Here is a 25,271-nt window from a genome sequence, read left to right on the forward strand (position 1 = left end):
GCATCCACCTACGACCGCGAGGATCACCCATGGCACCGAAGCCCGACCAGAGCAACCCACCCACGGCAGCCGGCACCCGCGCCGCCGTCATCGGCTCCAACCGGATCCCGTTCGGCAAGGCGGGCGGCGCCTACCGCTCGGCCTCGAACCTGGACATGCTCACGGCCGCGCTCAGCGGACTCGTGGCCCGTTACGGCCTGCAGGACGAGCGCCTCGGCGACGTCTCCGCCGGCGCCGTGCTCAAGCACTCCCGCGACTTCAACCTCACCCGCGAGGCCGTCCTCGGCTCCGGGCTCGATGCGCACACCCCCGCCTTCGACGTCCAGCGCGCCTGCGGCACCAGCGTGGAGACGGTCGTGTCGATCGCCAACAAGATCGCCCTGGGCCAGGTCGCCTCCGGTGTCGCCGGCGGCGTGGACACCACCTCCGACGCCCCGATCGTGGTCACCGACCGGCTGCGCAAGACGCTGCTCCAGCTCAGCCGCGCCAAGACGCTCCAGCAGCGCCTCGGCCTCATGGCGCGGTTGCGCCCGGCCGATCTGGCGCCGGTGGCCCCGAACGTGAACGAGCCCCGCACCGGCCTCTCGATGGGTGAGCACCAGGCGATCACCACCCGCCGCTGGGGCATCACCCGCGAGGCGCAGGACGAGATCGCGCTCGCCTCCCACCGCAACCTCGCGGCCGCCTACGAGAACGGCCTCTTCGACGACCTCGTCACCCCCTACCGCGGCCTCGTGCGCGATGAGTCGCTGCGGGCCGACACCACCGCGGAGAAGCTCGCGAAGCTCAAGCCGGTCTTCGGCAAGGACTCCCCGGACGCCTCGATCACCGCCGGCAACGCCACCCCCCTGTCCGACGGCGCAGCCGCGGTCCTGCTGGGCACCGACGCGTGGGCCGCCGAGCGCGGCCTGCCGGTGCTGGCGCACGTGGTGGACGCCGAGTCGGCCGCCGTGGACTTCGCCCGGGGTGAGGAGGGCCTGCTGATGGCCGGCGCCTATGCCGTGCCCCGGCTGCTGGCCCGCCACGACCTGAGCCTCGCCGACTTCGACTTCGTCGAGATCCACGAGGCCTTCGCCTCGACCGTCCTGACGACGATGGCCGCCTGGGCCGACGAGGAGTTCATGGCCACCAAGGTCGGGCTGCCCGCCCTGGGTGAGCTGGACCGGTCCCGCCTGAACGTGGCGGGCTCCTCGCTCGCCGCCGGCCACCCGTTCGCCGCCACCGGCGCGCGGATCGTGGGCACCCTGGCCGCCCTGCTGCACCAGAAGAAGCTGAACGACGACGGCGCCGGCTCCTCCGCCCCCGTGCGCGGGCTGATCTCGGTCTGCGCAGCCGGCGGGCAGGCCGTCGCGATGATCCTGGAGGCCTGATGAACGACACGTACCTGGACCTGGTCAACTCCGGAGCCACCAAGCAGGTGGCGAAGAAGCTCGGCCTGCCGAGGCCGGCGCGGCTGCGGCGCACCGACACAGACCCTGCCTCGGTCGACAGCCCGCTGCTGCCCGGGGACGACGTGTTGCTGCTCGGCACCGGCCCGGAGGCGGACGCGGTGGCCGAGGCCCTCCTGGCCTGGGATCTGGACGTGCACCGCACTCTCCCCCAGGGCAGCATCGGGGCGGTCGTGCTCGTGCTCACCGGCCTGGAGCACCCCGAGCAGATGAGCTCCGCCGCCCTCGGCCTCGGCGGCGCCCTGCGCTCGCTGGCCCCCAGCGGCCGCGTCGTGACCCTCTCCCGGCCCGCCGAGGGCGCCGAGCCGCAGGTCGCGGCGGCCCGCCACGGCGTCGACGGCTTCCTGCGCTCGGTCGCCAAGGAGTTGCGCGCGGGCGCCACCGGTAACGGGATCGTGGTCTCCGACGGCGTGGCCGTGGACGCGCCGAGCGTCACCGGAGCGCTGCGCTTCCTGCTCTCGGCCCGGTCGGCCTTCGTCTCCGGCCAGTTCGTGCATGTCACCACCCCCGACGGCGCAGCCCCCGCGGACTGGACGCGTCCGCTGGAGGGGAGGGTCGCCGTCGTGACGGGGGCCGCCCGCGGGATCGGGTCCTCGATCGCCCGGGTGCTCGCACGGGACGGCGCGCAGGTGATCGGGGTGGACGTACCGGCCGCCGGCGAGCAGCTCGCGCGGGTGATGAACGAGGTGCGCGGGACCGCGCTGCAGCTGGACATCACCGGCGAGAACGCTGCTGCACGCCTGATCGAGCTGGCCCGCGCCCGGTACGGCCGGATCGATGCCGTGGTGCACAACGCCGGCATCCTGCGCGACAAGCTGCTGGCCAATATGACCCCGGAGAAGTGGGACGCGGTGGTCGCGGTCAATATCGCCGCCCAGTTGCGGATGAACGACGCACTGCTGACCGCGGCAGCGTCGTCGGACCTGGCCCCGGACGGCCTCCGGCTGGTCTCCCTGGCCTCGACGTCGGGGATCGCCGGCAACCGCGGACAGACCAACTACGGCTACACCAAGGCGGCGGTGATCGGGATGACCCGGTCGCTGGCCCCGCGGCTGGCCGAGCAGGGCGGGACGGCGAATGCCGTCGCCCCCGGGTTCATCGAGACCGAGATGACGGCGAAGATCCCCCCGGTGCCGCGCCAGATCGCCCGCCGCGCGAACTCCCTGCAGCAGGGTGGGCTACCGGTGGACGTAGCCGAGGCCATCGCCTTCCTGCTCTCCCCGCAGGCCGGCGGGATCAACGGTGACGTGCTGCGGGTGTGCGGACAGAACCTGGTGGGCCAGTGACCGCGCCCGGCGCGGAGAAGATCCTGCCCGAGGTGCCCGGCCTGGGCGGGCTGTACGCGAGCGCGCTGGCGCGGTCGGCCCGGCTGATGGTACGGGCCGGGCGCGGGTCCTCCTCGCTGCCGCAGGTGAGTTACCGCGTCGACGGCGTCCGGCCCGACCTCGAGCAGCTGACCGCCTACCAGCACCTGCTCGGCGAAGCGGCCGGGGACGTGCTGCCCGCCGGTTTCGTGCACGTCACCGGCTTCGGACTGGCCATGGCGGTGATGGCGCGCGCGGACTTCCCGCTACCGCTGCTGGGCATGGTGCACGTGGCCAACCAGGTCCACCAGCACGAGCCGGTGCACGCCACCGACGAGGTGTCCGTGCGCGCCTGGGCCGAGCGGCTGCGGGCCCACCGCTCCGGCACCCAGGTGGACCTCGTCGTCGAGGTGACGAGGGCGCAGGACGTCGATCCGGTGTGGACCGGTCGCTCGACGTATCTCGCCAAGGGGCAGCGCCTGCCCGGGCTCGCACTGCTGGAGACCACCGAGGAACGCGACGATCCGTGGGCGCACGGGTACGGCGAGCCCGCCGTCCGCTGGCGCCTGCCGAAGGACACCGGACGCCGGTATGCGCAGGTCTCCGGGGACCGCAACCCGATCCACCTCAGCGCGCTGGCGGCGAAGGCGTTCGGCTTCCCCCGCGCGATCGCGCACGGGATGGATACCGCGGCGCGCGCGCTCGCAGCGGTGGACTCCTCCCGGGTGAGCCGGGCGGAGTCGTTCACCTGGGACGTCAGCTTCGGCAAGCCGGTGCTGCTGCCCTCGACCGTCGCGGTGTCCATGCGGCACGAGGGAGCGGCCGTGCGCTATGCGGGCTGGAACCAGCGCTCCGGCAAGGAACACTTCCGCGGCGCCGTGACCCCGTTGGCCTGAGGACCGCGAGCCGCACTGTGCGGTGGATCGCAGGCACCCGGTGACCGGGATCCACCGCACATTCGGCGCCACTCCTCAGGTGCTGCGCGCTCCGAGGTAGGGCTCCAGCGGGTCGGCGCGATCGAGCCACGGCAGCAGGCCCGCCGCGGTCTCCTCTGAGGTGAGCACGGCCCGCTCGAAGGCAGCGAGGACCTCCTCGCGCCCCGGCCCGGCACCCACGACCAGCCAGCGGGTACTGCACTCCTGCTGCCCCCACTCGTCGGCGACCCCGACCGAGATCTGCCGGCCACCGCCGTAGAGCCCGCACACCGAGTCCGGCCGGTTCGGCACCCAGAACCGGCCCCAGATCACCCGTGGCCCGTTCGCCACCGCATCGATCTGGGCCAGCAACCGCCCCGGGTGCAGCGCCACCGGGGTGTGCAGGTCGAGCGTCCAGACGTCGGAGGCATCGCTCTGCCAGCCGTGCTCGTCCACCCGGGCGGCCGCCGCGCCGACGCCCGGACTGGCGCTGGTGGCGTGCAGGTGCGCCTCGGCATGGGCGAGGTCGTGCCGCATCCCCAACGCCCCGGTGAGCCAGTCGGCGTGGATGTCGGCCACCAGGTCACTGCCGTGCCGGCGCAGGGCATCGGCAAGATCGCGGCCGCGGCCCCGGGCACCGCCGTCGAGGACCACCAGATCGGCCGGTGGGAGCTGGCCGAGGACCACCTCGGCCACGGCACGGTCGTCCTCCGGGGCGAGCGCGATACCCCGCTCCCCGGCCTCCTCCTCGCCGAGCAGCGCGCCCGGCAGCACCTCGGCAGCGATGCAGCAGATCCCCGCCGCCACCACACCCGGCGCATCCTCGGCCGCGAGCGCCCCCGTCAGACCGGCCGTGGCGGGCAACAGCTCGGCACCCGGCGGCAGCGCGAGCAGCACTCCCGTGACCCCGGGCTCGCGCACCAGGCGGGCGACGGTCGGGCCGGCATCCTCACGGACCGCGCACGAAGGACACACGTGCTCGAGCTCCACCCACTCGTCCTCGACCACGTCCTGGCCCCGTAGCACCCGGCGCCGCAACCGGGACGTGCCCTGGTCGATGGTGATGTCGTGCACCAGCGCCGGCACATCCGGGCGGTCGGCCAGCGCGCTCAGCAACGCGATCTCGCGATCGACCGGGTCGATGGTGGCGAGGACGGCAACGGGACGGACCGGCTCGGACATGGCACTCCTCCGGGATGGACATAAGTGAGAATGATTCCTATTATGAACATCATGTCCGCTCACTGCCAACTCACCGGAGCCGCACCGCGGTTCGGCAACACGATCTCCCATTCCCACCGGCGCACCTCGCGCCGGTTCAACCCGAACATCCAGAAGCGCACCTACTGGGTCCCCTCACTCGGGCGGCGGGTCACGCTGCGCCTGAGCGCCCGCGCGATCAAGACGATCGACACCATCGGGATCGAGTCGGCCATCGCGCGCATCCGACGCCGAGGGGAGAAGGTCTGATGGCCAAGAAGTCCAGCGAGGTACGGCCCAAGGTCGTGATCGAGTCCACCGCCGGGACCGGCCACCGCTACATCACCGAGAAGAACCGGCGCAACGATCCCGACCGGCTCGTACTGAAGAAGTACGACCCGAAGATCCGCCGCCACGTCGATTTCAAGGAGACCCGCTGATGGCCAAGACCTCGAAGGTCGCCCGCAACGAGCAACGCAAGCAGACGGTGGCACGCTACGCCGCCGTGCGCGCCGAGCTGAAGAAGGCCTCGGTGGACCCTCACCGCAGCGCCGACGAGCGCGAGGCCGCGATGCGCGCCCTGCACAGGCTGCCGCGCGATGCCAGCCCGACCCGCGTGCGCAACCGCGACGTGGCCGACGGCCGCCCCCGCGGGCACCTGCGCAGGTTCGGCCTCTCGCGGGTGCGGCTGCGTGAGATGGCACTGCGCGGAGAGCTGCCCGGCGTCACCAAGTCCAGCTGGTAGTGACCGGCCCCCTCGAAGGAGAACCATGAAGGTACGCGCATCCCTGCGTTCGCTGAAGAATCAGCCCGGCTCGATCGTGGTCCGCCGTCGTGGCAAGACCTACGTGATCAACAAGAAGAACCCGCGCCTGAAGGCCCGTCAGGGCTGAGGCGCGGCACGGGGGCCGTCCGGCGCCTCGACCCCGATGTCCTCGAACCAGAGGTCGGGCCGGGCGGCGATGAAGTCGCGCATCAGCGCGAGGCACTCGTGATCCTCGAGCACAACCACCTCGACGCCGAGCCGCTCGAGATCGCCGTGGCCGCCGGTGAAGGTGGTCGCCTCCCCCACCACCAGGCGGGAGATGCCGAACTGGCGGATCAGCCCGGTGCAGTACCAGCACGGCGAGAGCGTGGTGACCATGGTGGTCCCGCGGTAGCTTCGCTGCCGGCCGGCCGCGCGGAAGGCGTCGGTCTCGGCGTGAGCCGAGGGGTCGCCGTCCTGCACGCGACGGTTGCGGCCGCGGCCCAGCACCTCGCCGTCAGGGCCCATGAGTGCTGCGCCGATCGGCACCCCGCCCTCGGCCAGACCCGTGCGGGCCTCCGCGACCGCGATCGCCAGCCATGCCCGTGCCGACTCGTGGTCGAGGCTCTGCCCGCTGCCGTCCTGCTCGCTCATGGTCGACTCCCTCCCACCCCGCACGCTACCGGCGACGACGGCGGGGCCGGCACCGTCCGCAGACAGTACCGGCCCCGCCGGGTCGTGTGGACCTCAGTCGCAGACCAGGCCGCTCTCGAGCGCCTCGAGGTTCTCCTGCATCGTGGTGAGGTAATCACCCTCGGCCGGTGCACTCTCGAGCGGATCGAGCACGGCCGCCTCCACGCCCGCCTCCTCGGCGAGCGCCAGGGTCACGTCGGGAGCGGTGATCGTCTCGAAGTACAACGTGGTGACGCCGGCGTCCTCCACCAGCGCCGCGACCTCCCGCATCCGGGCCGGCGAGGCCTCGACCTCGGGATCGATACCCGAGATGCCCTCCTGGCGCAGTCCGTACCTGTCGGCGAGATAGCCGAACGCCTCGTGGGAGGTGATGAGCATGGCGCCCTCGCACCCGGAGAGACCGTCCGCGTAGGCGGCGTCCAGCGTCTCCAGCTCAGCGGTCAGCTCCTCGGCGCGCTCGGTGTACTCCTGCGCGCGGTCGGGGTCGGCCTCACCAAGCTCGGCGGCCACGGCATCGGCCACTGGCGCCAGCAGGGTGGGATCGAGCCAGAAGTGGGGGTCCTCGGAGCGCAGGTCCGCCTCCACCCCGGTCGCCTCCCAGGTGTCGATGACGCGCTGCGGGGGTTGGGTCGCGATGGCGTCGTCCACCGCCGCCTGCAGGCCGGGGGTGTAGACGACCACGTCGGCCTCTCCGAGCTCGACCACCTGGGAGGGGGCGAGCTCGAGGCTGTGGGGGTCGGCGCCGGGCGGGGTCAGGCTCTCGACCGGCACCTCAGCGCCGCCGACCCGCTCGGCCACGAACTGCAGCGGGTAGAACGCCGTCATGACGCTCACGCCGTCCTGCGCCTCCGGCTCAGTGGAGCAGGCGGTCAGCGCCAGCGGGAGCACGGCCAGGCCGGCGACGGCGGCCCGCAGGTGGCGGGCCGTCCGTCGCCGGCCGGAGTGAGCGAGCCGGGTCATTCGTCCTCGTGGTCGTGGTCGCCGTGCTCGTGCTCGTGGTCGTGGTCGTGACCCTCGGACTCGTGGTCGTGACCCTCGTGGTCCTCACCCTCGGACTCGTGGTCGTGACCCTCGTGGTCCTCGTGCTCCTCGGACTCCTCGGCACCATCGTCCTCGCCGTGGGCGTGCGGGACATCCCCGGACGCGGTGGCGATCTCATTCGGCGTCACCTCGAGGGTGGCGCTGTTCCAGATCTCTCCGGTCTCGATGTCGACGGCGTGGATCTCGTTCGTGGCCGGGTCGCTCACGTAAGCGGTGCCCTCGAGCACGCGGATCGCCGGGCGGGGCTGCTGCCAGTCCATCGGCTCCTCCCACGCATCCATGACCTCGATCGAGCGGATGAGCTCACCGCTCTCGTCGTCGATCACATGCAGGGCACCGTCGGTGCCCAGCACCAGCGCCTCACCGTCATCGCCACGGGCGAGGGAGCGGAAGGTGTAGGAGGCCGGCAGGTCGACGAGCTGGAGCTCGCCGCTGTCGGTGTCGATCAGGGAGATGCGCGTAGGACGCTCGAGCTCGGCGTCGGGGTCGGACTTGTAGTCGCCCAGCACGATCTCGGAGTCCTCGGAACCGGCCTGGTTGCCGATGCGGCCGTACTCGTCGGGGCTGTCGATCTTGGTGAGCTCACCATCGGTGTAGAGCACCACCCCGTCCTCGCACCCGATCACCACGGCCTCGTCGGCCGCGGTGGCCTCGCCGTGCACGCCCGGGCAGGCATCGGTGGCGGCGATCTCCTCGCCGTCGGCATCGAGCACCCGGACCCCGGAGCGCTCCTCCTCGGTGCCGTCGGTCACCAGCAGGCTGCCGTCGCTCAGCTCGACGGCCACGCCGTGGTGGGGCGCAGGAAGGGTCAGCTGACGGGCATCGTCGCTCACGCCCTCGGCGATCGCGGCGGAGTCCACGATCGCGATGGCGCCGGTGCCGTCGTCGAAGAGCGCGGTGCGCCCCTCGTGCACGACCGCGTGACCGGGCTTGTCGGCCTCGTAGACGACGTCGGTCAGGACCGGCTCGGAGGTGTAGTAGTGCGCATGGTCACCGTGCGGCTCGGCCCACGTCCCGGCGTCGAGCACCTGGAAGCCGCCGGTGGTGGAGACCATCACGTGCCGGTTGTCACCGGCCGGGTTGACGCGGGTGAAGCCGTCCAGCGGGATGTCGGAGACCACCTCGAGGCTGGTCGCGTCGAGAACCTGCAGGCCGCCGTCATAGGTGATCACCAGGCGCGGGGAGACCGTGGCCTGCTCGGTGGGCGCGGCGGCCGTCTCCTCGGCTGTCGGCTCCTCCGACGTCGAGGCCGAGGGGGTGGACTCAGCGGGCTCGGTGCCGCTCGAGCAGGCGGCGAGAGCCAGCGGCAGCACACCGAGGAGCGCCAGGTAGCGGGCGCGGGGGCGGGTCGTGGAAGTCATTCGAGGTCGAGCCGCGCCGGTGGCGGCTCACTCCTTTCCGTGAGGCGTACGACCGGGAATCTACCAGTAATCAGAATCGTTCTCATCACGGTGAGACGTGAGTGTGGCACGGAGCACACTGCGCGCCGTCAGGGGCTCGGTGCCACCTGCTGCACCACCCCGGCCCGGATCAGCTCCCGCAGGCTGCGCGCGGGCGGCTCGACGTGGAAGCGCAGCCCGCCACCGGGCTGGCCGAACCACGCCGGCGCGATCTCGGCCTGCACCTCGACCGGGCGGGTCGCCATGAAGGTCTGGACCTGCGCTCCCGGGCCGCGGGCCGAGGCCGGGAGCGAACGCTGCTCCCAGGGCGTACCGCCCACGAAGAAGTACAGACCGTCGAGAGTGCCGATCCGGTCGTAGGGCACCCCGGCGGCGAGGTTGGTGAGGATCCCACCGGGCCCGGCCGCCGCGACTCGCCGGTGCAGCTCGGCCAGGCCCGGACCGGCGCTGCTGACCCGCTCGGCTAGCTCGGCCTGGTGCACCGGCACGGGGGCGGGCATCGGGGCGGTCAGGTACTGCCACACCGCATCACAGGCGGCGCGTTCGCTGTAGAACTCCCCGATCAGGGCGTGCTGACCGTAGTCGCTCACCTGCAGGCCGTAGTGGCGAGCGCCGTAACGGACCACCTCCACCGTGCCCTCGAGGGGCAGGTGCGGTGCTCCGGTCTCGTCCCGCCCGCGCACGTCCTCGCTCTCCCCGGGCAGCACCACTGCCGTGCGCGGCACTCCCCGGGCGTCCAGACCCTGGCGGAGCTGGGTGACCGCCTCACCGCTGACCTCGTCCTCGGCCAGCCATGGCGGGCGGTGCTCGCGATCTCGCGGGTAGCGGCGCAGATCAGCGGCCCACCGTCGCTCGTCCGGCACCGGCTCCTGCGCCGGAGTGTCCAGCATCGAGGGCGTGGCGGAGTTCCAGTACGGACGGCGATCGTAGTTGGCCACGACCTCCACCCGGCCCTCGCGGCGGGCGAGGATCACCAGGGACAACCATGCCCCGGCGCCGGGCCGAGCCGTCTGCGCACGGAGATCCCGTAGGGCGGGCGCCACCGCGCTGGGCACGTCGATCCAGCGCGCCCCCTGGGCGCCGCTCGCATAGGCCCGGCCGGAGTGCTCCGGCCCCGCCTGTGACCACTCGAGGTGGACGACCTCGGCGCCGGCGATGTCGCTGCCGGCGTCAGCGGCGTCGAAGAGCATCGAGACGACCTGCTCGATGAGCGGGTGGCCGGCGAGATCGTCCATCCCCGCGATTATGCCGCCTGCCCGGCGCCCGGGACGGCCGAGGGCTCACGCACACGCCCGCGGCGCCGTGGAAGACTGGGATCCGTGAACGATCAGACCCAGACACCGGTCCTCCCCGGCTGGCGGCACCTGTACTCGGGCAAGGTGCGCGATCTGTACGAGCCCGACGGCGCCGATGGCCACCCCGCCGGCGACGTCCTCCTCGTCGTCGCCAGCGACCGGATCAGCGCCTACGACCACGTGCTCCCCACCCCGATCCCGGACAAGGGCGCGGTGCTGACAGCGCTGAGCCTGTGGTGGTTCGAGCAGCTCGAACCTCTGGTCGCCAACCACGTGGTCTCCCTGGACGTGCCCGACGCCGTCCGCGGCCGCGCGATGATCTGTCGGCGCCTGCAGATGTACCCGGTCGAATGCGTGGCCAGGGGCTACCTCACCGGCTCCGGACTGGCCGAGTACCGCCAGGGCGGCGCGGTGTGCGGCGTCAGCCTGCCCGAGGGCCTGACCGACGGCGCCCGTCTCCCCGAGCCGATCTTCACGCCGGCGACCAAGGCCGACCTCGGAGAGCACGACGAGAACGTCACCTTCGAGGAGATCGCCGCCCGGATCGGGGCGGAGGCGGCCACCCGGCTGCGGGCGATCACCCTGGAGGTGTACGCCCTCGCCGAACGGATCGCCGGGGAGCGGGGCGTGATCCTCGCCGATACCAAGCTCGAGCTCGGCACCGACGCCGCAGGCACGCTGATGCTCGGCGACGAGGTCCTCACGCCCGACTCCTCCCGGTACTGGCCGGCCGACCTGTGGCAGCCCGGCCGTGCGCAGCCGAGTTTCGACAAGCAGTTCGTCCGTGACTGGCTGACCTCGCCCGAGTCCGGCTGGGACCGCTCCGCCGACGCTCCCCCGCCCCCGCTGCCCGAGGAGGTCGTCGCGCGCACCCGCGACCGCTACCTCGAGGCCTACGAACGCCTCACCGGCTCGCCACTGCGCCCCTGAGCGAACGTCGCGACCCGGCCGTGGCACCGCGATCGGCCGGTAGGATCGCGGTGTCCCGGACACGCCCCATCCAGCCCGAACCAGGAGTTGTGCACTGATGGCACGCATCGTCGTGGAGGTCATGCCGAAGCCGGAGATCCTCGACCCCCAGGGCAAGGCCGTCGCCGGCGCCCTCCCCCGCTTGGGGTTCACCGGCTTCGCCGGTGTCCGTCAGGGCAAGCGGTTCGAGCTCGAGGTCGAGGGCGATCCGAGCGAGGAGGTGCTCGAGCAGGCGCGCAAGGCCGCCTCCGAGGTGCTGTCCAACCCGGTGATCGAGGATGTCGTGGCCGTGCACTGGGTGCGGGAGTCCTGATGGCCCGCATCGGTGTGGTCACCTTCCCGGGGAGCCTGGACGACCGGGACGCCGCTCGCGCGGTCCGTCTCGCCGGCGCCGACCCGGTGCGCCTGTGGCACGCCGACGACTCCCTCGCCGGCGTGGACGCGGTGGTGCTGCCCGGCGGCTTCTCCTACGGCGACTACCTGCGCGCCGGGGCCATCTCCTCGTTCGCCCCCATCATGGTCAGCGTGATCGACGCGGCGAACGCCGGCGTCCCGGTGCTCGGCATCTGCAACGGCTTCCAGATCCTCTGCGAGGCCCACCTGCTCGCCGGCGCGATGGTGAAGAACACGCGGCTGACCTTCCTCTGCACCGACCAGGTGCTGCGGGTGGAGAACGCGCAGACCGCGTGGTCGAACGAGTTCGAGCAGGGGCAGGAGATCCTCATCCCCCTGAAGAACCAGGACGGGCAGTTCCTGGCCGATGAGCGCACCCTGGACGAGCTCGAGGGTGAGGGTCGCGTGGTCTTCCGCTACGTGGGCAACCCCAACGGGTCCCGCCGTGACATTGCCGGCATCACCAACGCCCGCGGCAACGTCGTGGGACTCATGCCGCACCCCGAGCACGCCGTCGAGGAGGGCTTCGGGCCCGGCACCGACGGCCTGGGCTTCTTCCGGTCCGCCCTGACGGCGCTGCTCGCCTCCGCCTGATGGCGACCGTGGCCGAGGCGCACCTTCCCCAGGGCCCGCTGGACTCGGGACTCCCCAGCGTGCAGATGTGGACCGACGGAGCCTGCAAGGGCAACCCCGGCCCGGGCGGCTGGGGAGCCTGGATGCGCTCGGGTTCGCACGAGCGCGAGCTGTTCGGCGGCGAGGAGACCACCACCAACAACCGGATGGAGCTGACCGCCGTCATCGAGGGCCTCAAGGCCCTGACGACGTCCTGCGAGGTCACCCTGCACGTGGACTCCTCCTACGTGATGAACGGGATGAAGTCGTGGCTGCCCGGCTGGAAGCGGAACGGGTGGAAGACGGCGGCGAAGAAGCCGGTCAAGAACGAGGACCTGTGGCGCGCCCTCGATGAGCAGGTCGCCCGCCACTCGGTGCAGTGGGTGTGGGTGAAGGGCCACTCCGGCGACCCGGGCAATGAGCGGGCCGATGAGCTCGCCAACCGTGGCGTGCCCGCGCGATGAGGTCGCGGGGCGAGCAGCACGCGGGGTCAGCGCCGTCACTGGCAAGTGCCGCCGTCGTGCTCGCCGGCCTGACCGTGGCAGCGGTGGGGCTGTACTTCATGGCCCCGATCGTGGCACCGGCCTTCTTCGCCTTCACGCTGTTCGTCTCGGCGCGCCCGCTGCAGCGGCTGCTCGAACGTGCGGGGGCACCGAGGATCGTCGCGGCCGTGCTGGTACTCCTCGGACTCTACGTCGTGCTCACCGCACTCGTGCTGGCCACGATCTGGTCCCTCACCCAGGCAGCCCTCGAGCTGCCCCGCTACACCGGCGACCTCCGCTCGATCTATCTCGACTCCCTGCTCTGGCTGGAGCGGATGGGCGTCGACAACGCCGCGCTGGCCCAGTATGCGAACTCGATCGACCTCAACCGGGTGGCGGACCTGCTCGGTGCGGTGGTGCAGGGGACGACCTCGGCCGGCGGGCAGGCGCTGATCATCCTGGTGGTGATGTTCTTCCTGGCCATCGACTCCACCTCGGTGCGCTCGCGCTGGCGGCTGCTCGCCGGTAGCCGGCCCGATCTGGCTGCCGCGCTGCGGGCGTTCTTCGCGGGCGTGCGCAAGTACTGGGTGGTGAGCACCGTTTTCGGTCTCATCGTCGCCGTGCTCGACGTGATCGCGCTGTGGATCATCGGGGTACCGCTGGCGCTGGTGTGGGGCGTGCTGGCATTCGTCACCAACTACATCCCGAACGTCGGCTTCGTGATCGGCCTCATCCCGCCGGCGCTGATCGCGCTGCTCGAGGGTGGTCCCGCCGACATGGTCGCGGTGATCGTCGCCTACACGGTGCTCAACTTCAGCATCCAGACCATCGTCCAGCCGAAGGTGGTCGGGGACGCCGTGGGCCTGAGCCCCGCGGTCTCGTTCCTGTCCCTGACCTTCTGGACGCTGGTGGTCGGCCCGCTCGGTGCCATCCTCGCGGTACCGCTGACGCTGGCGGCCAAGTCCGCGCTGGTGGACGCTCATCCTGAGGCCCGCTGGATCAACGCCTTCCTGGTGACCGACTCCCAGGCGGAGCGGGCGCTCAAGCGCGCCTCCGGCTTTCCCATGACCAGGGCTGTCCGACCGAAGGCGAAGAATTCCGCTTGAGGTGAGCCCCCGCCGTCGGCCATCGTGGCGACGGATCTCACGACGAAAGGCACCTGCATGACGCTGCGCTGGAGCACCCTCGACGCCGGATCGGTCACCGCCTGGTCGGAGCTGACCAACCTGCTCGCACGGGTGGACGGCACGGAGGAGTTCTACGAGCCCGAGGACCTGGCCGAGGAGCTGACCGAGCACGGCTTCACCCCCGCGCAGGACTCGCTGGCGGTCTGGGACGAGGACCGGCTCGTCGGCTACGCCCAGGTGCGGGCCGGGCTCTCGCTCACCCACGCGGAGGGGTGGGCCCGGGTCTCCCTCGGTGGCGGTGTGCACCCGGACTACCGCGGCCGCGGGATCGCCACCGAGATGTTCGACCGGATGGAACCGCGCGGCATCACGCTGGCTCGCGAACGTCACCCGGGCGCGCCGATCCAGCTGCGCTCCGGCGGCGGCCTGGAGAGCGACCCGGTCCGCCCGCTGCTGGCCGAGCGCGGGTACGAGCCGGTGCGGTACTACATGGCGATGAAGCGGGCACTGCCAGGACCCCCGCTGGCGCCCGTGGACGAGCGTGTGGAGACCTTCACCGCCGAGATGCTCGAGGCCACGCGACTGGCGCACAACGACGCCTTCGCCAGCCACTGGGGTAGCGGCCCGCTCACCGAGGAGGCCGGCGCGGAGCTCGTCCGGGGGCGGGCGTTCCGGCCGGAGTTCTCCCGTGTGGTGGTCTCCGGTGGTGAGGTGCTGGCCTACGCGATGACGCAGCAATGGGTCGACCGCGAGCTGTACGTGGCGCTGGTGGGCACCCGCCAGTCCGCCCGCGGGCGCGGCCTCGCCCGCGCGGTGCTGAACGCGGCGCTGGTCGCGGCCAGCGAGTCCGGGCGCTACGACGAGGCCGAGCTGGAGGTCGACTCCATCAATCCGCAGGGTGCCGGGGCGCTGTACGCCTCGGTCGGATTCGAGCCGGCGCGCACGACCGCGGTCTTCGCCCGGATGGCCTGAGTCAGCGGATCACGAGCCCAGGCCCGCCGCGATGTCGGTGCGGTGCTGGGCGCCGTCTAGGCGGATCCGCTCCACTCCGGCGTAGGCGGTCGCACGTGCCGCGTCCAGATCGGCTCCCTGGCCGACCACGGACAGCACCCGGCCACCCGCGGCCACGAGGGCGCCGGCGTCGTCGGTGGCCGTGCCGGCGTGGAGCACGTGCACGCCGGGCAGCTCCTCGGCCGCCTCGACGCCGGTGATGACGTCCCCGCGGCGCACCTCGCCCGGGTACCCGGCCGCGGCCAGCACCACGGTGACGGCGGCGCCGGCGCTCCAGCGCAGCTCCGGCAGCTGGTCGAGCGAGCCGGTGGCCGCCGCGTGCAGAGCCGTGGCGAGGGAGGACTCCAGCCGGGCGAGCACCACCTGGGTCTCGGGGTCGCCGAACCGGGCGTTGAACTCGATCACCCGCAGCCCACGGGAGGTCAGTGCCAGGCCGCAGTAGAGCAGGCCCACGAAGGGGGTGCCGCGGCGGGCCAGCTCGCGCACCGTGGGCAGCGCCACCCGCTCGACCACCTCGGAGACCAGGTCCTCGGGTGCCCACGGCAGCGGCGAGTAGGCGCCCATCCCGCCGGTGTTCGGGCCGGCGTCACCGTCGGCGAGGCGCTTGAAGTCCTGCGCGGGGGCGAGCGGGACCACACGTTCGCCGTCGGCCAGGCAGAACAGCGAGATCTCGGGGCCGTCGAGGAACTCCTCGATGACCACGCTCGCACGACGATCGCGGTTCACGCACGCGGCGGCATGGTCGAGCGCCACCTGCCGGTCCTCGGTGACCACGACGCCCTTGCCGGCCGCGAGACCATCATCCTTGACCACGTACGGCGGACCGAACGCGTCCAGAGCTGCGGTGACCTCGTCCATCGCGCGGCACACATGCGCCATCGCGGTCGGGACGCCCGCCGCGGCCATGATCTCCTTCGCGAAAGCCTTCGATCCCTCGAGCGTGGCCGCGTCGCCGTCCGGCCCGAACACGGCGATACCGGCGGCACGGACGGCGTCCGCCACCCCGGCCACCAGGGGGGCCTCGGGGCCGATCACCACGAGGTCGGCCGCCACCTCCCGGGCGAGGGCCGCGACGGCGTCCGGGGAGTTCGCGTCGACGCTCACGTTCGTCGCGATCCCGGCCGTGCCTGGGTTGCCCGGCGCCACGATCAGGGAGGTCGTCGCCGGGTCGGCGGCGAGGCTTCGGGCGAGGGCGTGCTCACGGGCACCGGAACCGATCAGCAGGATCTTCACGGTGACCGACCCTACCGGCACCGCGCACGTGCATCGCCCGGTCCCGGAGCTTCGGGGAACCGGGACCGAGCGATGGCCGGTGCAGCCCTCCGTTCCATCCGGACAGCCACGAGCCATTCGGAACGGTCGTCCATCCGGATTGGTCCCGGCACGGGCCACGCGCGATCCGGTGCCGGACGAGCCTCGCCACACATGACGACGCCCCGGCACCGACCGCATGTGGACGATACCGGGGCGCCGGCCGAAGGTGTCAGCTGCCGGAGTCCGACCGCTCCTTGCGGCGCGGGAAGAGCCTCCTGCGCACCGAGGCGGGGGGGTCGACGATGCCCTGCTCGATGAAGGTCGCCGACACGTGGCTGGTCAGCTCGTCCCGGGCGAGGCGCCGCTCGGCGCGCAGCAGCGCCGACCGGTGCACGCGGAACTGCTTCACCAGCGCCACGCACATCAGGATCATGATGACGCTGAACGGTAGGGCGATGGAGATGGCCACGTTCCGTAGCGCCGTCAGCGCCGCCGAGCCGCCGGCGAGCAGCAGCGCGGCCGCCACCAGTCCCTCGAGGCTCGCCCACAGGATCCGACTCCACTTCGGCGGGTTGGGATCACCGCCGGAGGCCAGCATGTCGACCACCAGCGAACCGGAGTCAGAGGAGGTGACGAAGAAGATGATCACCAGCAGGATCGCCAGGCCCACGAGGAACATACCGACGCCACCGCCGGGTTCACCGACCAGGCCGTCGAGCAGGATGAACAGCGAGCCGGTGTCGTCGACGACGTTCTCGCCGTTCTCCTGCGTGACCAGGCCACCCTCGCCGAAGAGCTCACGGAACAGGCCGGTGCCGCCGAAGACGGTGAACCACAGGAACGAGAAGGCGGTGGGCAGCACGAGCACGCCGACGACGAACTCGCGCACGGTCCGGCCCTTGGAGATGCGCGCGATGAACACGCCGACGAAGGGCGCCCAGGAGACCCACCAGCCCCAGTAGAACGCCGTCCACCAGCCCTGCCATTCCACGCCGGCCTCCCCGGCGAAGGCGGTGGTGCGGAAGGCGTTGACCAGGAATTCCTGGAAGTAGGTGCCGGTCGCCTCGATGTACTCGCGCAGCAGGAACATGGTGGGTCCCACGATCAGCACGAAGACCATCAGGGCGATGGCCATCACCATGTTCGCGTTCGAGAGGTACTTGATCCCCTTCTTGACGCCGGTGACGACCGAGATCAGCGCCGCGAGGGTGATCAGGCCGATCAGGACCACGCTGATGAGGTTCGTCGGCTCAGCGATGATCTCGAGATAGCTGAGCCCGGAGGCGACCTGGGAGACGCCCAGGCCGAGCGAGGTCGCGACGCCGAAGACGGTGCCGACGACGGCGATCACGTCGACCAGGTGGCCGATCCAGCCGTTGGTGCGCTTGCCCAGGAGCGACTCCAGCGACCAGCGGATCGAGATCGGGCGCTTGCGCACGTGCACGGCGTAGGCGATAGCCAGGCCGACCACCACGTAGATGGCCCACGGGTGCAGGCCCCAGTGCAGGAAGGTCGTGACGAGGGAGTCCTCGGCGCCCGCCTCGTTCATCGCGGCGATCCCGGAGGCGCGGTTGGGGATACCGGCGAAGTGGTGCAACGGCTCGGCCGCGCCCCAGAACATCAGCCCGATCCCCATCCCGGCGGCGAACAGCATCGCCAGCCACGGGCCCAGCTTGAACTCGGCAGGCTCCTCGTCGTCACCGAGGACGATGTCGCCGTAGTGGCTCACACCCACCCAGACGGCGAAGAACACGAAGCCGGTGACGAGCAGGATGTAGTACCAGCCGAATCCGGACACGATCGCGGAGCTGACCTCGCCGATCGCCCCGCCGAAACCCTCGCCGCCGATCATCGCGGCGACGACGAACGCGACGATGAGGATCAATGAGGGCCAGAACACCCGGGGTTCAATGGAGGAGTGCCACTTCGCCGTGGTGGCCCGCCCCTCCCCGGGCGGCGCCTCTGTCTCGGACTTCGACGTAGCCATCGTCTCCCTCTCCTCGGTTCCGTATGCGGGCACCGGGACGCCTCACGCTCCCGACAAACACCCCACCGTAGCGGACGGTCTGGGACGTTCGGGGTCAGGACTTGACCTGGACCACACTCAGGGGAGAGAAGAGCGCAACGATCCGAGCGCTCAGTCGAGCAGGTCGTGGCGCACGATGGTGGCCTCGCGGTCCGGCCCCACGCCGATCGAGGAGATCCGCGTGCCGGACATCTCCTCGAGCGCGAGCACGTAGCGCTGGGCGTTCACCGGCAGATCCTCGAAGGTGCGGCAGCCGGAGATGTCCTCCCACCAGCCGTCGAAGTACTCGTACAGGGGTGTGGCGTGGTGGAAGGCCGTCTGGTCCACCGGCATCTCCTCGTGCCGCACGCCGTCGACGTCGTAGGCCACGCACACGGGGACCTTCTCCCACCCGGTGAGGACGTCCAGCTTGGTCAGGACCAGGTCGGTGAGTCCGTTGACGCGGCCGGCGTAGCGGGCCACGACGGCGTCGTACCATCCGCATCGCCGGGGCCGACCCGTGGTGACGCCGAACTCCCCTCCCGCCTTGCGCAGCGACTCGCCGTCGTCGTCGAGCAGCTCGGTCGGGAAGGGGCCCTCTCCCACGCGCGTGGTGTAGGCCTTGATCACGCCTACCACCCGGTCGATCCGGGTGGGGCCGATGCCCGAGCCGGTGGCGGCGCCACCGGCGGTGGCGGAGGAGGAGGTCACGAACGGATAGGTGCCGTGGTCGACGTCGAGCATGGTGGCCTGGCCGGCCTCGTACACGACGGTCTTACCGGCGTCGAGCGCCTGGTTGAGCACCAGGGAGGTGTCGGCCACCATCGGACGCACGCGGTCGGCGAAGGAGAGCAGCTCGTCGGTGACGGCGTCGATGTCGGAGGCACGGCGGTTGTAGATCTTGACCAGAATCTGGTTCTTCTGCTCCAGCGCGCCCTCGACCTTCTCGCGCAGGATGCGGGGGTCGAACAGGTCGGAGATCCGGATTCCCACGCGGCTCATCTTGTCCGCGTAGGTCGGTCCGATGCCTCGCCCGGTGGTACCGATCTGCCGCTTTCCCAGGAACCGCTCGGTGACCTTGTCGAGCGTGCGGTTGTAGCTGGGGATCACGTGCGCACTTGAGGAGATCAGCAGCTTGGAGACGTCCACGCCGCGGGCGGTCAAGCCGTCGAGCTCGTCGAACAGGACCTCCAGGTCCACCACCACGCCGTTGCCGATCACGGGGGTGCACCCCTCGGAGAGGATGCCGGAGGGCAGGAGGTGGAGGGCGTACTTCTCGTCGCCGACGACGACCGTGTGGCCGGCGTTGTTCCCGCCGTTGAACTTGACCACGTAGTCGACGCGGGAGCCGAGCTGGTCGGTCGCCTTCCCCTTGCCTTCGTCGCCCCACTGGGCACCGAGGACCACCACCGCTGGCATGCGTTTCCTTCCGGTCGTCGAGGCCTGCTCAGGCCCAGTGCAGCCTACCGGTGATCACAGCGAGCGTGCCGCGGGATCGGAGTCGTCCGCGAAGGAGCGGCACCGCCCGGCCTCCTCCACCTCGCCGATCGTCTCCGCGGCGTCCGCGAGTGCCAGCAGAGCCATGAGGAAGCCCTGGTTGGGGACGTGGCCGGCCGGGATCGGCCCCGCCCCGCGCCACCCGGCGCGGCGCAACGCGTCCAGCCCGCGGTGGTAGCCGGTGCGGGCGAAGGCGTAGGCGGCGACCGGGTCGTCCCCGGCCAGGCTCTCGCGGGCGAGCATCGCCCAGGCGTAGCTGGCGGCGGGGTAGCGGGCGGCGACCTCGCGCAGCGTCGCACCGTCCCCGATCGCGCTGCGCGCGGCCATGTCCGGGTGATCGTCGGGCAGGTAGGTCGGCTCGGGTCCCAGCAGATTGGTGTGCATGGCCGCAGTCTCGCACCTGGCACCCTCCGGTGCACCGGTCCGCTCCGGCGGCGTCGCCCGGACCTGCGCATCGCTCCAGGTCACAACTGGTGGCAGCGGGCCGCACAGCCCTTCTGGGACCGCGCGTCATCGTCTACGGTTGTCCTGTCTGAAGGGCCCGCCCCCGTGCCTGCCGCAGTTCATGACCACAGGAGACCACGTGCCCGACGAAGCCAGCCACGCCGAGCCGACAGTGCAGTCCGACCTGCCCGAGCCGCCCGAGGCGGGCACCGGCGTGGTGCAGACGCTGATGGAAGGCGAGTACACCAGGATGGTGCTCTCGGGCGAGATCGATGTCTCGATGTCCACCGAGCTCGGCGAGGCGGTCGCCGAGGCCGAGCGGGCCGGCCTCCCGGTCCACGTGGACGTGCGTCACGTGGTGTTCATGGACTCGGCCGGGGTGGCGCTGCTGGCACGCCTCGCCAGCCACACGCCCGGGCGGCCGGTGCTCATCCGCCCGCCCGATGTCGTCAGGTTCCTGCTGGAGGCCACCCACATCGGTGACCTGGTGGACGTCGTCGAGCACGACCCGCAGCGCTAGACCGCTCCTCGCTTCGTTCTGCACGGTGGCCGGAAATGACGGTGACCGGTGTGGGTGGTCGTCTCTACAGTTGAATCGCCATGACGACCACCGCCCCTCCGGCTCCCTCACGGAGCACCAGGCCATCGCGCCCGACCGTGCCGACCGACCCTGCGCGCCGGGTGGACTGGCGGCGCCTGCGCCGCCCCGCGACCGTGCTGGCGTTGCTGATCAGCATGGTCTCGGCCGTGGCGCAGACCCTCGGTACGGTCGTGGCCGGCCGGCTCGCGGAAGATCCGGTGACGCGTGGGGTGATGCTGCTGGCCCTGTGCGTGCTGGGGGCGGCCCTGCTCGACACCGTCGGCCGCGTGATCTGGTCGACAGTGGTGGACCGGGCCGAGGGACGGCTGCGCGGTGACCTGCTGACCGCGGCGCTGCACCAGCCGCTCGCCACCCTGTCCGAGCAGGCGGTCGGCGAGATCCTCGACCGGGTCGATGACGACACCCACGACGTCGGGACGCTCGCGCGCCTGCAGGGCTGGGGCATCCTGCGCACCGCCTTCGTGGTGGTCCCGATGTGGCTGGTGGCGGGGCTGACGTGGTGGCCGGCGTTCGCGCTGTTCCCGGTCATGGCTCTCATCACCGCCGTGGTGGTGCGCCCGCTGCTCGCACCGATCGCCGAGCGCAAGGTGATCGAGGAGATGGCCTGGACCGACCATGCAGCGGTCCTCGAGGAGGGCATCGCCGGTCGCGACGACCTGCGCACCAGCCTCGGTCAGGCCTACGTGGTGCGCCGTCTCGCCCAGCTCTCCGCCGCTGTGCACGAGAAGTTCTCGCGGGTCATCGTCCTCGAGTCCCGGCTGATCCGCCGTTCCGGACTGCTGCTGCACAGCCTGCTGGCTGCGATCGCCGTGACCGGCGTCGCCCTGTCGGTCGGCGGCGACATGTCGGTGGCGCAACTGGTGACCCTCTTCCTCGTCACCGCGCAGTTCGTCGGCCTCGTCTCTCAGATGGCCGAACAGCTCCCCGACCTGCAGGCGGGCCTCGGTGCGCTCGTGCGCATTCGGCAGATGTTCGCCTCCCCGCCCGAGCCCGACGGCGGACGCCCCGTCGGAGAGGGCATGCTCGCCGTGGATGTGCGGGCCCTCGACTTCGCCTACCCGGAGGGCAGCTTCGCCCTGCGCGAGGTGACGCTACGCGTGCCGGCCGGGGAGACGATGGCGCTGGTGGGGCGGACGGGCTCGGGCAAGTCCACGCTCGCAGCGCTGCTGTCCCGGGCCGTGGAGCCCCCGCCCGGAGCGGTCTTCCTAGGCGAGGAGGACGTCGCCGGACTCGATCTGCAGCAGCTGCGGGCCGCCGTCGGCGTGGTCAGTCAGCGCACCGACATCTTGGCCGGCACATTGGCGCAGAACATCACTCTGTTCCGCGACCTGCCGCGAGCGCGCGTGGAGGCCGCCGTCACCGAGCTGGGGCTCGGCGATTGGGTGGCCGGGCTCCCCCAGGGCTTGGACACGATGCTGGGCGCCACCGGCACGACGCTCTCGGCCGGAGAGGAACAGCTGGTCGCCTTCGCACGGCTGCTCGTGCGCGATGTCCGGGTGGTCGTCCTGGACGAGGCGACCGCACGGATGGATCCGCGCACCGAGCGACGCGTGGTCGCCGCCTCGGACCGGCTGCTGCGGGGGCGCACCGGGATCCTCATCGCTCACCGGCTGAGCACCACCGAGCGCGCCGACACCGTGGCCGTGCTCGACCACGGGCAGGTCGTCCAGCACGGACCGCGGTCCGCGCTCGCCCGGCAGCCCGGGCCCTTCCGGGACCTGCTCGAGGCCGGTGACGGGTCCGACGTCGAATCCCCGGACGAGCACGCTGGCGGCGCCGAGGGGAGGACACCCGAAGCTGTCACGGGCACCGAGGGCACTGAGAGCACTGAGGGCCCAGGCGAGACCGCTCGGCTCGGTCACCGCCGCCGGACCGGCCCGGCACCCGAGCGCCCCCAGGCAGGGACGGGTCCGAGCCTGGCCCGGGGTGTCCTGAGCGCGCTGATGGCACGCAAGGCGTGGGGTGTGGGCGGGGCGGTCGGGTTCCTCGTCTCGGCCCTGCTCGGGGCGCACGGCGCGGTCACAGGGTTCTGGTGGGGCCGTCTCGTGGAGTCCGTCCGGGACGGCGAGCCCGTCGGCTGGCTGCTCGGGGCGCTCGTGGCCGGCTTGTTCCTCGCACCGATCCTGTTCGCCGATGCGATCTGGCGCTACCCGCGCTGGTGGGTCGAGGTGCTCCTGCGGACCCGGATGTCGGTGCTGCGTGGTCAGACGATGCAGCACCGCCTGGCCCGTACCCCGCCTGGGGAGGTGGTGGCGCGCAGCATGGACGCCGACCGCTACGCCCGGTACGCCGATCGCTGGGTCGACTTCGTCAACGGCCTGGTCATCGCCGCCGTGACGGCGCTGTTCGCCGGGACGTGGCTGGCGGGCGCGGTACTCCTGGCGGTGATGGTGCTTTCGGCCCTGGCCTCCAGCGTCGGCCGTCCGGTGGCGGGCCGATCCGCCGCCGCCGCTTCACAGGCGCGGGCGTGGTTCGGCCGGGCGCTGGTCTCGGCGCTGGAGTCCGCCCGCACGATCAAGCTGGCCGGGGCCACACCGGCCGTGCACGCCCACCTCAGCGGCGTCGACTCCGAACGGGTCCACAAGGCGGTCCGGGAGCACCGGGTGCAGGCCGTTCTGGACGGTGTCCCGGTGGTCCTCGTTCAGGCGGGGGTGGTCACCGCATGGGCCGGGGTGCTCTGGAACTGGTGGGGCCTGGCCACGGCGCTGCTCGTGGCGAATGCCGTCGCGGGCTTCGACTGGTTCGGGCGCGTCGCCGGAGCGGTCGTGACGGAGGCTCCCGGAACGAGGGCGTGGCAGACGGCCACCAGCGCGTTCGCCGGCGGCAGGGATCTCATGCGCCTGCCGGCGGGCGTGGACCTGCTCACCGGAGCGGCACCGCCCGCCCCAGGCCCCACGCCAGCACAGCGACTGCAGCGGCTGCAGCTCGAGCACTTGACCGCGATCCACGACGACGGCACCATCGGCGTCTCCGGCGTGGACCTCGAGGTCGGGGCGGGTGAGCTGGTGCTGCTCGTGGGCCAGGTCGGCTCCGGCAAGTCGAGCCTGCTCGGTGCCCTGGCGGGGCTGGTCTCCCACGAGGGCACCATCCGCTGGAACGGCCGCGACATCGACGACCCCGAGACGTTCCTGCGGCCAGGCCAGGTCGCCCATGTGGCGCAGGTGCCGCGGGTCCTCTCGGGCACCTTCGCGGACAACATCCGACTGGGGCACGAACGCGACCTGGACCGGCCGGTCGCCGATGCCCGCCTCGGGCAGGACGTGCACGAGGCCGGCGGGGTGGAGTCGCTGGTGGGCCACCGCGGCGTGCGGCTCTCCGGCGGTCAGGTCCAGCGCTTGGCGCTGGCGCGGGCACTGGCCACCGAGACCGACCTGCTGCTGGCCGACGACGTGTCCAGTGCGCTGGACGCGCGCACCGAGCTCGAGCTGTGGGCGGCGCTGCGCGAGCGCGCCACCACCGTGATCGGGGCCACCTCCAAGCGCGCCGCGCTGGCGCTGGCCGACCGGGTGGTGGTGCTGCGCGAGGGTGAGGTGGCCGCCGTCGGGCCATGGCGAGAGCTACGGAGGGAGTGGGGCCACCTGGCCGGCTGAATCCGGCTCGCTCCCATGGCCGCGGCCGCCCCGCCGCTCCCTAGGAATCCACTTCTGTCATCGGAATCCGCTTCCGTGGCTCCAGAAACGGATTCCCATGACCGAAGTGGATTCCCACGAGCCACCGCACACGAGATCCCTCGCCGATCTCGTCGACGAGGGATCTCAGGTGCGGGAAGGTCCCGCGAATTCCTACGCTTGGTGACGGCTGGGTCAGACCATCTTCTGGCCCGCGGAGCGCAGCCACTGGCAGGCCTCCGCGATCCGCTGAGCCATGCCGGCCTCGGCGGCCTTGCCCCAGGCGCGGGGGTCGTAGGCCTTCTTGTTGCCGACCTCGTCGTCCACCTTGAGCACACCGTCGTAGTTGCGGAAGATGTGGTCGACCACGGGGCGGGTGAAGGCGTACTGGGTGTCGGTGTCGATGTTCATCTTGATCACACCGTTGTCCACCGCGAGCGCAACCTCCTCGGCGGTGGAGCCGGAGCCACCGTGGAAGACGAGGTCGAACGGCTTGTCCTTGCCGACCTCGGCGCCGACGGCCTGCTGGATCTCACCGAGGATCTCCGGGCGCAGCTTGACCGCGCCGGGCTTGTAGACGCCGTGCACGTTGCCGAAGGTCAGCGCCGTCAGGTAGCGGCCCTTCTCCCCGGTGCCGAGCGCGCGCACCGTGGCCAGGCCGTCCTCGACGGTCGTGTAGAGCTTGTCGTTGATCTCGTGGGAGACGCCGTCCTCCTCGCCACCGACCACACCGACCTCGATCTCGAGGATCGTGCGTGCGGCGTTCGACAGCTCGAGCAGCTCCTGGGCGATCTGGAGGTTCTCCTCCAGCGGCACGGCAGAGCCGTCCCACATGTGCGACTGGAAGGAGGGCAGGCCACCGTTCTTCACCTGCTCGGCCTCGTGCGCGAGCAGCGGACGCACCCAGCTGTCCAGGTTCTCCTTGGCGCAGTGGTCGGTGTGCAGGGCGATGGTCACCGGGTAGTTCTTCGCGACCTCGGCGGCGTACGCGGCCAGGCCCAACGAGCCGGCGACGCGGTCCTTGATGGTCGAGCCGGAGGCGTACTCGGAACCGCCGACCGAGACCTGGATGATGCCGTCGCTCTCGGCCTCGGCGAAGCCGCGCAGCGCGGCGGTGAGGGTCTGGGAGGAGGTCACGTTGACCGCCGGGTAGGCGAAAGAACGCTCCTTCGCCCGGTCGATCATCTCCTGGTAAACCTCAGGGGTCGCAATACCCATGAATCTCTCC

At 71.6% G+C, this 25,271-nt stretch carries 25 protein-coding genes; 15 read left to right on the forward strand and 10 right to left on the reverse strand.

All coding sequences use genetic code 11. From position 1 onward, the window contains the following. Positions 1 to 29 precede the first annotated feature (29 nt). Genes LQF12_RS14400 through LQF12_RS14410 form a run of 3 tightly spaced genes read left to right on the forward strand, consistent with a single transcriptional unit; the run spans position 30 to position 3,648 of the window. Positions 30 to 1,370, forward strand: a complete 1,341-nt coding sequence (locus LQF12_RS14400) for an acetyl-CoA C-acetyltransferase (RefSeq protein WP_231053590.1) — start codon at positions 30 to 32, stop codon at positions 1,368 to 1,370. After that, complete coding sequence (locus LQF12_RS14405; protein WP_231053591.1) at positions 1,370 to 2,734, forward strand: 3-oxoacyl-ACP reductase; 1,365 nt, start codon at positions 1,370 to 1,372, stop codon at positions 2,732 to 2,734. The genes LQF12_RS14400 and LQF12_RS14405 overlap by 1 nt, the downstream gene beginning before the upstream one ends. Next, positions 2,731 to 3,648, forward strand: coding sequence for a MaoC/PaaZ C-terminal domain-containing protein (locus LQF12_RS14410; RefSeq protein WP_231053592.1), 918 nt, complete (start codon positions 2,731 to 2,733; stop codon positions 3,646 to 3,648). Before LQF12_RS14405 ends, LQF12_RS14410 begins: the two co-directional genes overlap by 4 nt. A 75-nt stretch (positions 3,649 to 3,723) precedes the next feature. Here LQF12_RS14410 and LQF12_RS14415 read toward each other — a convergent pair whose 3' ends face one another. After that, complete coding sequence (locus LQF12_RS14415) at positions 3,724 to 4,848, reverse strand: CobW family GTP-binding protein (protein WP_231053593.1); 1,125 nt, start codon at positions 4,846 to 4,848, stop codon at positions 3,724 to 3,726. A 51-nt stretch (positions 4,849 to 4,899) separates the two neighbouring features. Between LQF12_RS14415 and rpmB the strand changes: the two genes are divergently transcribed. The 4 genes from rpmB to ykgO are packed head-to-tail and all read left to right on the forward strand — an operon-like array spanning position 4,900 to position 5,759. After that, entirely contained in the window at positions 4,900 to 5,136 is a 237-nt protein-coding gene (gene rpmB / locus LQF12_RS14420; RefSeq protein WP_231053594.1) for a 50S ribosomal protein L28, read from the forward strand. Further along, positions 5,136 to 5,306, forward strand: coding sequence for a 50S ribosomal protein L33 (gene rpmG, locus LQF12_RS14425; RefSeq protein ID WP_231053595.1), 171 nt, complete (start codon positions 5,136 to 5,138; stop codon positions 5,304 to 5,306). Before rpmB ends, rpmG begins: the two co-directional genes overlap by 1 nt. Then, the gene (gene rpsN, locus LQF12_RS14430; protein ID WP_231053596.1) at positions 5,306 to 5,611 is read left to right on the forward strand and encodes a 30S ribosomal protein S14; all 306 of its coding nucleotides are present in this window, start codon (positions 5,306 to 5,308) and stop codon (positions 5,609 to 5,611) included. The genes rpmG and rpsN overlap by 1 nt, the downstream gene beginning before the upstream one ends. Before the next feature lie 25 nt (positions 5,612 to 5,636). Further along, positions 5,637 to 5,759: a type B 50S ribosomal protein L36 gene (gene ykgO, locus LQF12_RS14435; RefSeq protein ID WP_089773214.1), complete on the forward strand. Its 123-nt coding sequence runs from the start codon at positions 5,637 to 5,639 to the stop codon at positions 5,757 to 5,759. On the opposite strand, the gene LQF12_RS14440 is transcribed toward ykgO, so the two are convergent. From LQF12_RS14440 to LQF12_RS14455, 4 genes are all read right to left on the reverse strand, one after another. Continuing rightward, positions 5,750 to 6,265, reverse strand: coding sequence for a nucleoside deaminase (locus tag LQF12_RS14440; RefSeq protein ID WP_231053597.1), 516 nt, complete (start codon positions 6,263 to 6,265; stop codon positions 5,750 to 5,752). The genes ykgO and LQF12_RS14440 overlap by 10 nt on opposite strands. 93 nt (positions 6,266 to 6,358) lie before the next feature. Then, entirely contained in the window at positions 6,359 to 7,264 is a 906-nt protein-coding gene (locus LQF12_RS14445) for a metal ABC transporter substrate-binding protein (RefSeq protein WP_231053598.1), read from the reverse strand. Beyond that, positions 7,261 to 8,706: a zinc metallochaperone AztD gene (gene aztD / locus LQF12_RS14450; protein ID WP_231053599.1), complete on the reverse strand. Its 1,446-nt coding sequence runs from the start codon at positions 8,704 to 8,706 to the stop codon at positions 7,261 to 7,263. The genes LQF12_RS14445 and aztD overlap by 4 nt, the downstream gene beginning before the upstream one ends. 128 nt (positions 8,707 to 8,834) lie before the next feature. Continuing rightward, the gene (locus tag LQF12_RS14455; protein ID WP_231053600.1) at positions 8,835 to 9,980 is read right to left on the reverse strand and encodes a TNT domain-containing protein; all 1,146 of its coding nucleotides are present in this window, start codon (positions 9,978 to 9,980) and stop codon (positions 8,835 to 8,837) included. 75 nt (positions 9,981 to 10,055) lie between these two features. Here LQF12_RS14455 and LQF12_RS14460 point away from each other — a divergent pair, with 75 nt between their 5' ends. The 6 genes from LQF12_RS14460 (at position 10,056) to LQF12_RS14485 (ending at position 14,595) form a co-directional block, all read left to right on the forward strand. Beyond that, on the forward strand, positions 10,056 to 10,970 hold the full coding sequence (locus LQF12_RS14460) for a phosphoribosylaminoimidazolesuccinocarboxamide synthase (protein WP_435531245.1): 915 nt from the start codon (positions 10,056 to 10,058) through the stop codon (positions 10,968 to 10,970). Between the two features lie 97 nt (positions 10,971 to 11,067). Then, positions 11,068 to 11,322: a phosphoribosylformylglycinamidine synthase subunit PurS gene (gene purS, locus LQF12_RS14465; RefSeq protein ID WP_231053602.1), complete on the forward strand. Its 255-nt coding sequence runs from the start codon at positions 11,068 to 11,070 to the stop codon at positions 11,320 to 11,322. Then, positions 11,322 to 11,996 carry a phosphoribosylformylglycinamidine synthase subunit PurQ gene (gene purQ, locus LQF12_RS14470; protein ID WP_231053603.1) on the forward strand — a complete coding sequence of 225 codons (675 nt, stop codon included), beginning with the start codon at positions 11,322 to 11,324 and terminating at the stop codon, positions 11,994 to 11,996. Before purS ends, purQ begins: the two co-directional genes overlap by 1 nt. Then, positions 11,996 to 12,478, forward strand: a complete 483-nt coding sequence (gene rnhA / locus LQF12_RS14475) for a ribonuclease HI (protein ID WP_231053604.1) — start codon at positions 11,996 to 11,998, stop codon at positions 12,476 to 12,478. The genes purQ and rnhA overlap by 1 nt, the downstream gene beginning before the upstream one ends. Next, complete coding sequence (locus tag LQF12_RS14480; protein WP_231053605.1) at positions 12,475 to 13,602, forward strand: AI-2E family transporter; 1,128 nt, start codon at positions 12,475 to 12,477, stop codon at positions 13,600 to 13,602. The genes rnhA and LQF12_RS14480 overlap by 4 nt, the downstream gene beginning before the upstream one ends. A gap of 57 nt (positions 13,603 to 13,659) precedes the next feature. Then, the gene (locus LQF12_RS14485) at positions 13,660 to 14,595 is read left to right on the forward strand and encodes a GNAT family N-acetyltransferase (RefSeq protein WP_231053606.1); all 936 of its coding nucleotides are present in this window, start codon (positions 13,660 to 13,662) and stop codon (positions 14,593 to 14,595) included. A 9-nt stretch (positions 14,596 to 14,604) separates the two neighbouring features. On the opposite strand, the gene purD is transcribed toward LQF12_RS14485, so the two are convergent. The 4 genes from purD to LQF12_RS14505 all read right to left on the reverse strand — a co-directional run bounded on the left by purD (position 14,605) and on the right by LQF12_RS14505 (position 19,774). Then, positions 14,605 to 15,867 carry a phosphoribosylamine--glycine ligase gene (gene purD, locus LQF12_RS14490; RefSeq protein WP_231053607.1) on the reverse strand — a complete coding sequence of 421 codons (1,263 nt, stop codon included), beginning with the start codon at positions 15,865 to 15,867 and terminating at the stop codon, positions 14,605 to 14,607. Positions 15,868 to 16,117: 250 nt separating this feature from the next. After that, complete coding sequence (locus LQF12_RS14495) at positions 16,118 to 17,875, reverse strand: BCCT family transporter (protein WP_231053608.1); 1,758 nt, start codon at positions 17,873 to 17,875, stop codon at positions 16,118 to 16,120. 150 nt (positions 17,876 to 18,025) lie between these two features. Continuing rightward, on the reverse strand, positions 18,026 to 19,312 hold the full coding sequence (locus LQF12_RS14500) for an adenylosuccinate synthase (protein WP_231053609.1): 1,287 nt from the start codon (positions 19,310 to 19,312) through the stop codon (positions 18,026 to 18,028). A gap of 54 nt (positions 19,313 to 19,366) precedes the next feature. After that, positions 19,367 to 19,774, reverse strand: coding sequence for a DUF3151 domain-containing protein (locus tag LQF12_RS14505; RefSeq protein ID WP_231053610.1), 408 nt, complete (start codon positions 19,772 to 19,774; stop codon positions 19,367 to 19,369). 199 nt (positions 19,775 to 19,973) lie between these two features. On the opposite strand from LQF12_RS14505, the gene LQF12_RS14510 reads away from it, so the two are divergent. Further along, on the forward strand, positions 19,974 to 20,354 hold the full coding sequence (locus LQF12_RS14510; protein WP_231053611.1) for an STAS domain-containing protein: 381 nt from the start codon (positions 19,974 to 19,976) through the stop codon (positions 20,352 to 20,354). 80 nt (positions 20,355 to 20,434) lie between these two features. Continuing rightward, positions 20,435 to 24,025 carry an ATP-binding cassette domain-containing protein gene (locus LQF12_RS14515; protein WP_231053612.1) on the forward strand — a complete coding sequence of 1,197 codons (3,591 nt, stop codon included), beginning with the start codon at positions 20,435 to 20,437 and terminating at the stop codon, positions 24,023 to 24,025. A 213-nt stretch (positions 24,026 to 24,238) separates the two neighbouring features. Here the strand turns inward: LQF12_RS14515 and fbaA are convergent, their stop codons facing one another. Next, entirely contained in the window at positions 24,239 to 25,261 is a 1,023-nt protein-coding gene (gene fbaA / locus LQF12_RS14520) for a class II fructose-bisphosphate aldolase (protein ID WP_231053613.1), read from the reverse strand. Positions 25,262 to 25,271: the final 10 nt, after the last annotated feature.

Source organism: Ruania suaedae, assembly GCF_021049265.1.
GTDB classification, from domain to species: domain Bacteria; phylum Actinomycetota; class Actinomycetes; order Actinomycetales; family Beutenbergiaceae; genus Ruania; species Ruania suaedae.

Excerpts from the sequence above, each read along its gene's own strand:
- LQF12_RS14445 (WP_231053598.1), bottom strand. The coding sequence starts at position 7,264 with ATGACCCGGCTCGCTCACTCCGGCCGGCGACGGACGGCCCGCCACCTG.
- rnhA (WP_231053604.1), top strand. The coding sequence starts at position 11,996 with ATGGCGACCGTGGCCGAGGCGCACCTTCCCCAGGGCCCGCTGGACTCG.
- LQF12_RS14440 (WP_231053597.1), bottom strand. The coding sequence starts at position 6,265 with ATGAGCGAGCAGGACGGCAGCGGGCAGAGCCTCGACCACGAGTCGGCA.
- LQF12_RS14455 (WP_231053600.1), bottom strand. The coding sequence starts at position 9,980 with ATGGACGATCTCGCCGGCCACCCGCTCATCGAGCAGGTCGTCTCGATG.
- LQF12_RS14405 (WP_231053591.1), top strand. The coding sequence starts at position 1,370 with ATGAACGACACGTACCTGGACCTGGTCAACTCCGGAGCCACCAAGCAG.
- aztD (WP_231053599.1), bottom strand. The coding sequence starts at position 8,706 with ATGACTTCCACGACCCGCCCCCGCGCCCGCTACCTGGCGCTCCTCGGT.
- LQF12_RS14485 (WP_231053606.1), top strand. The coding sequence starts at position 13,660 with ATGACGCTGCGCTGGAGCACCCTCGACGCCGGATCGGTCACCGCCTGG.
- rpsN (WP_231053596.1), top strand. The coding sequence starts at position 5,306 with ATGGCCAAGACCTCGAAGGTCGCCCGCAACGAGCAACGCAAGCAGACG.
- LQF12_RS14495 (WP_231053608.1), bottom strand. The coding sequence starts at position 17,875 with ATGGCTACGTCGAAGTCCGAGACAGAGGCGCCGCCCGGGGAGGGGCGG.
- LQF12_RS14500 (WP_231053609.1), bottom strand. The coding sequence starts at position 19,312 with ATGCCAGCGGTGGTGGTCCTCGGTGCCCAGTGGGGCGACGAAGGCAAG.
- LQF12_RS14480 (WP_231053605.1), top strand. The coding sequence starts at position 12,475 with ATGAGGTCGCGGGGCGAGCAGCACGCGGGGTCAGCGCCGTCACTGGCA.
- purQ (WP_231053603.1), top strand. The coding sequence starts at position 11,322 with ATGGCCCGCATCGGTGTGGTCACCTTCCCGGGGAGCCTGGACGACCGG.
- fbaA (WP_231053613.1), bottom strand. The coding sequence starts at position 25,261 with ATGGGTATTGCGACCCCTGAGGTTTACCAGGAGATGATCGACCGGGCG.
- LQF12_RS14400 (WP_231053590.1), top strand. The coding sequence starts at position 30 with ATGGCACCGAAGCCCGACCAGAGCAACCCACCCACGGCAGCCGGCACC.
- LQF12_RS14515 (WP_231053612.1), top strand. The coding sequence starts at position 20,435 with ATGACGACCACCGCCCCTCCGGCTCCCTCACGGAGCACCAGGCCATCG.
- purS (WP_231053602.1), top strand. The coding sequence starts at position 11,068 with ATGGCACGCATCGTCGTGGAGGTCATGCCGAAGCCGGAGATCCTCGAC.
- LQF12_RS14415 (WP_231053593.1), bottom strand. The coding sequence starts at position 4,848 with ATGTCCGAGCCGGTCCGTCCCGTTGCCGTCCTCGCCACCATCGACCCG.
- ykgO (WP_089773214.1), top strand. The coding sequence starts at position 5,637 with ATGAAGGTACGCGCATCCCTGCGTTCGCTGAAGAATCAGCCCGGCTCG.
- rpmG (WP_231053595.1), top strand. The coding sequence starts at position 5,136 with ATGGCCAAGAAGTCCAGCGAGGTACGGCCCAAGGTCGTGATCGAGTCC.
- rpmB (WP_231053594.1), top strand. The coding sequence starts at position 4,900 with ATGTCCGCTCACTGCCAACTCACCGGAGCCGCACCGCGGTTCGGCAAC.
- LQF12_RS14505 (WP_231053610.1), bottom strand. The coding sequence starts at position 19,774 with ATGCACACCAATCTGCTGGGACCCGAGCCGACCTACCTGCCCGACGAT.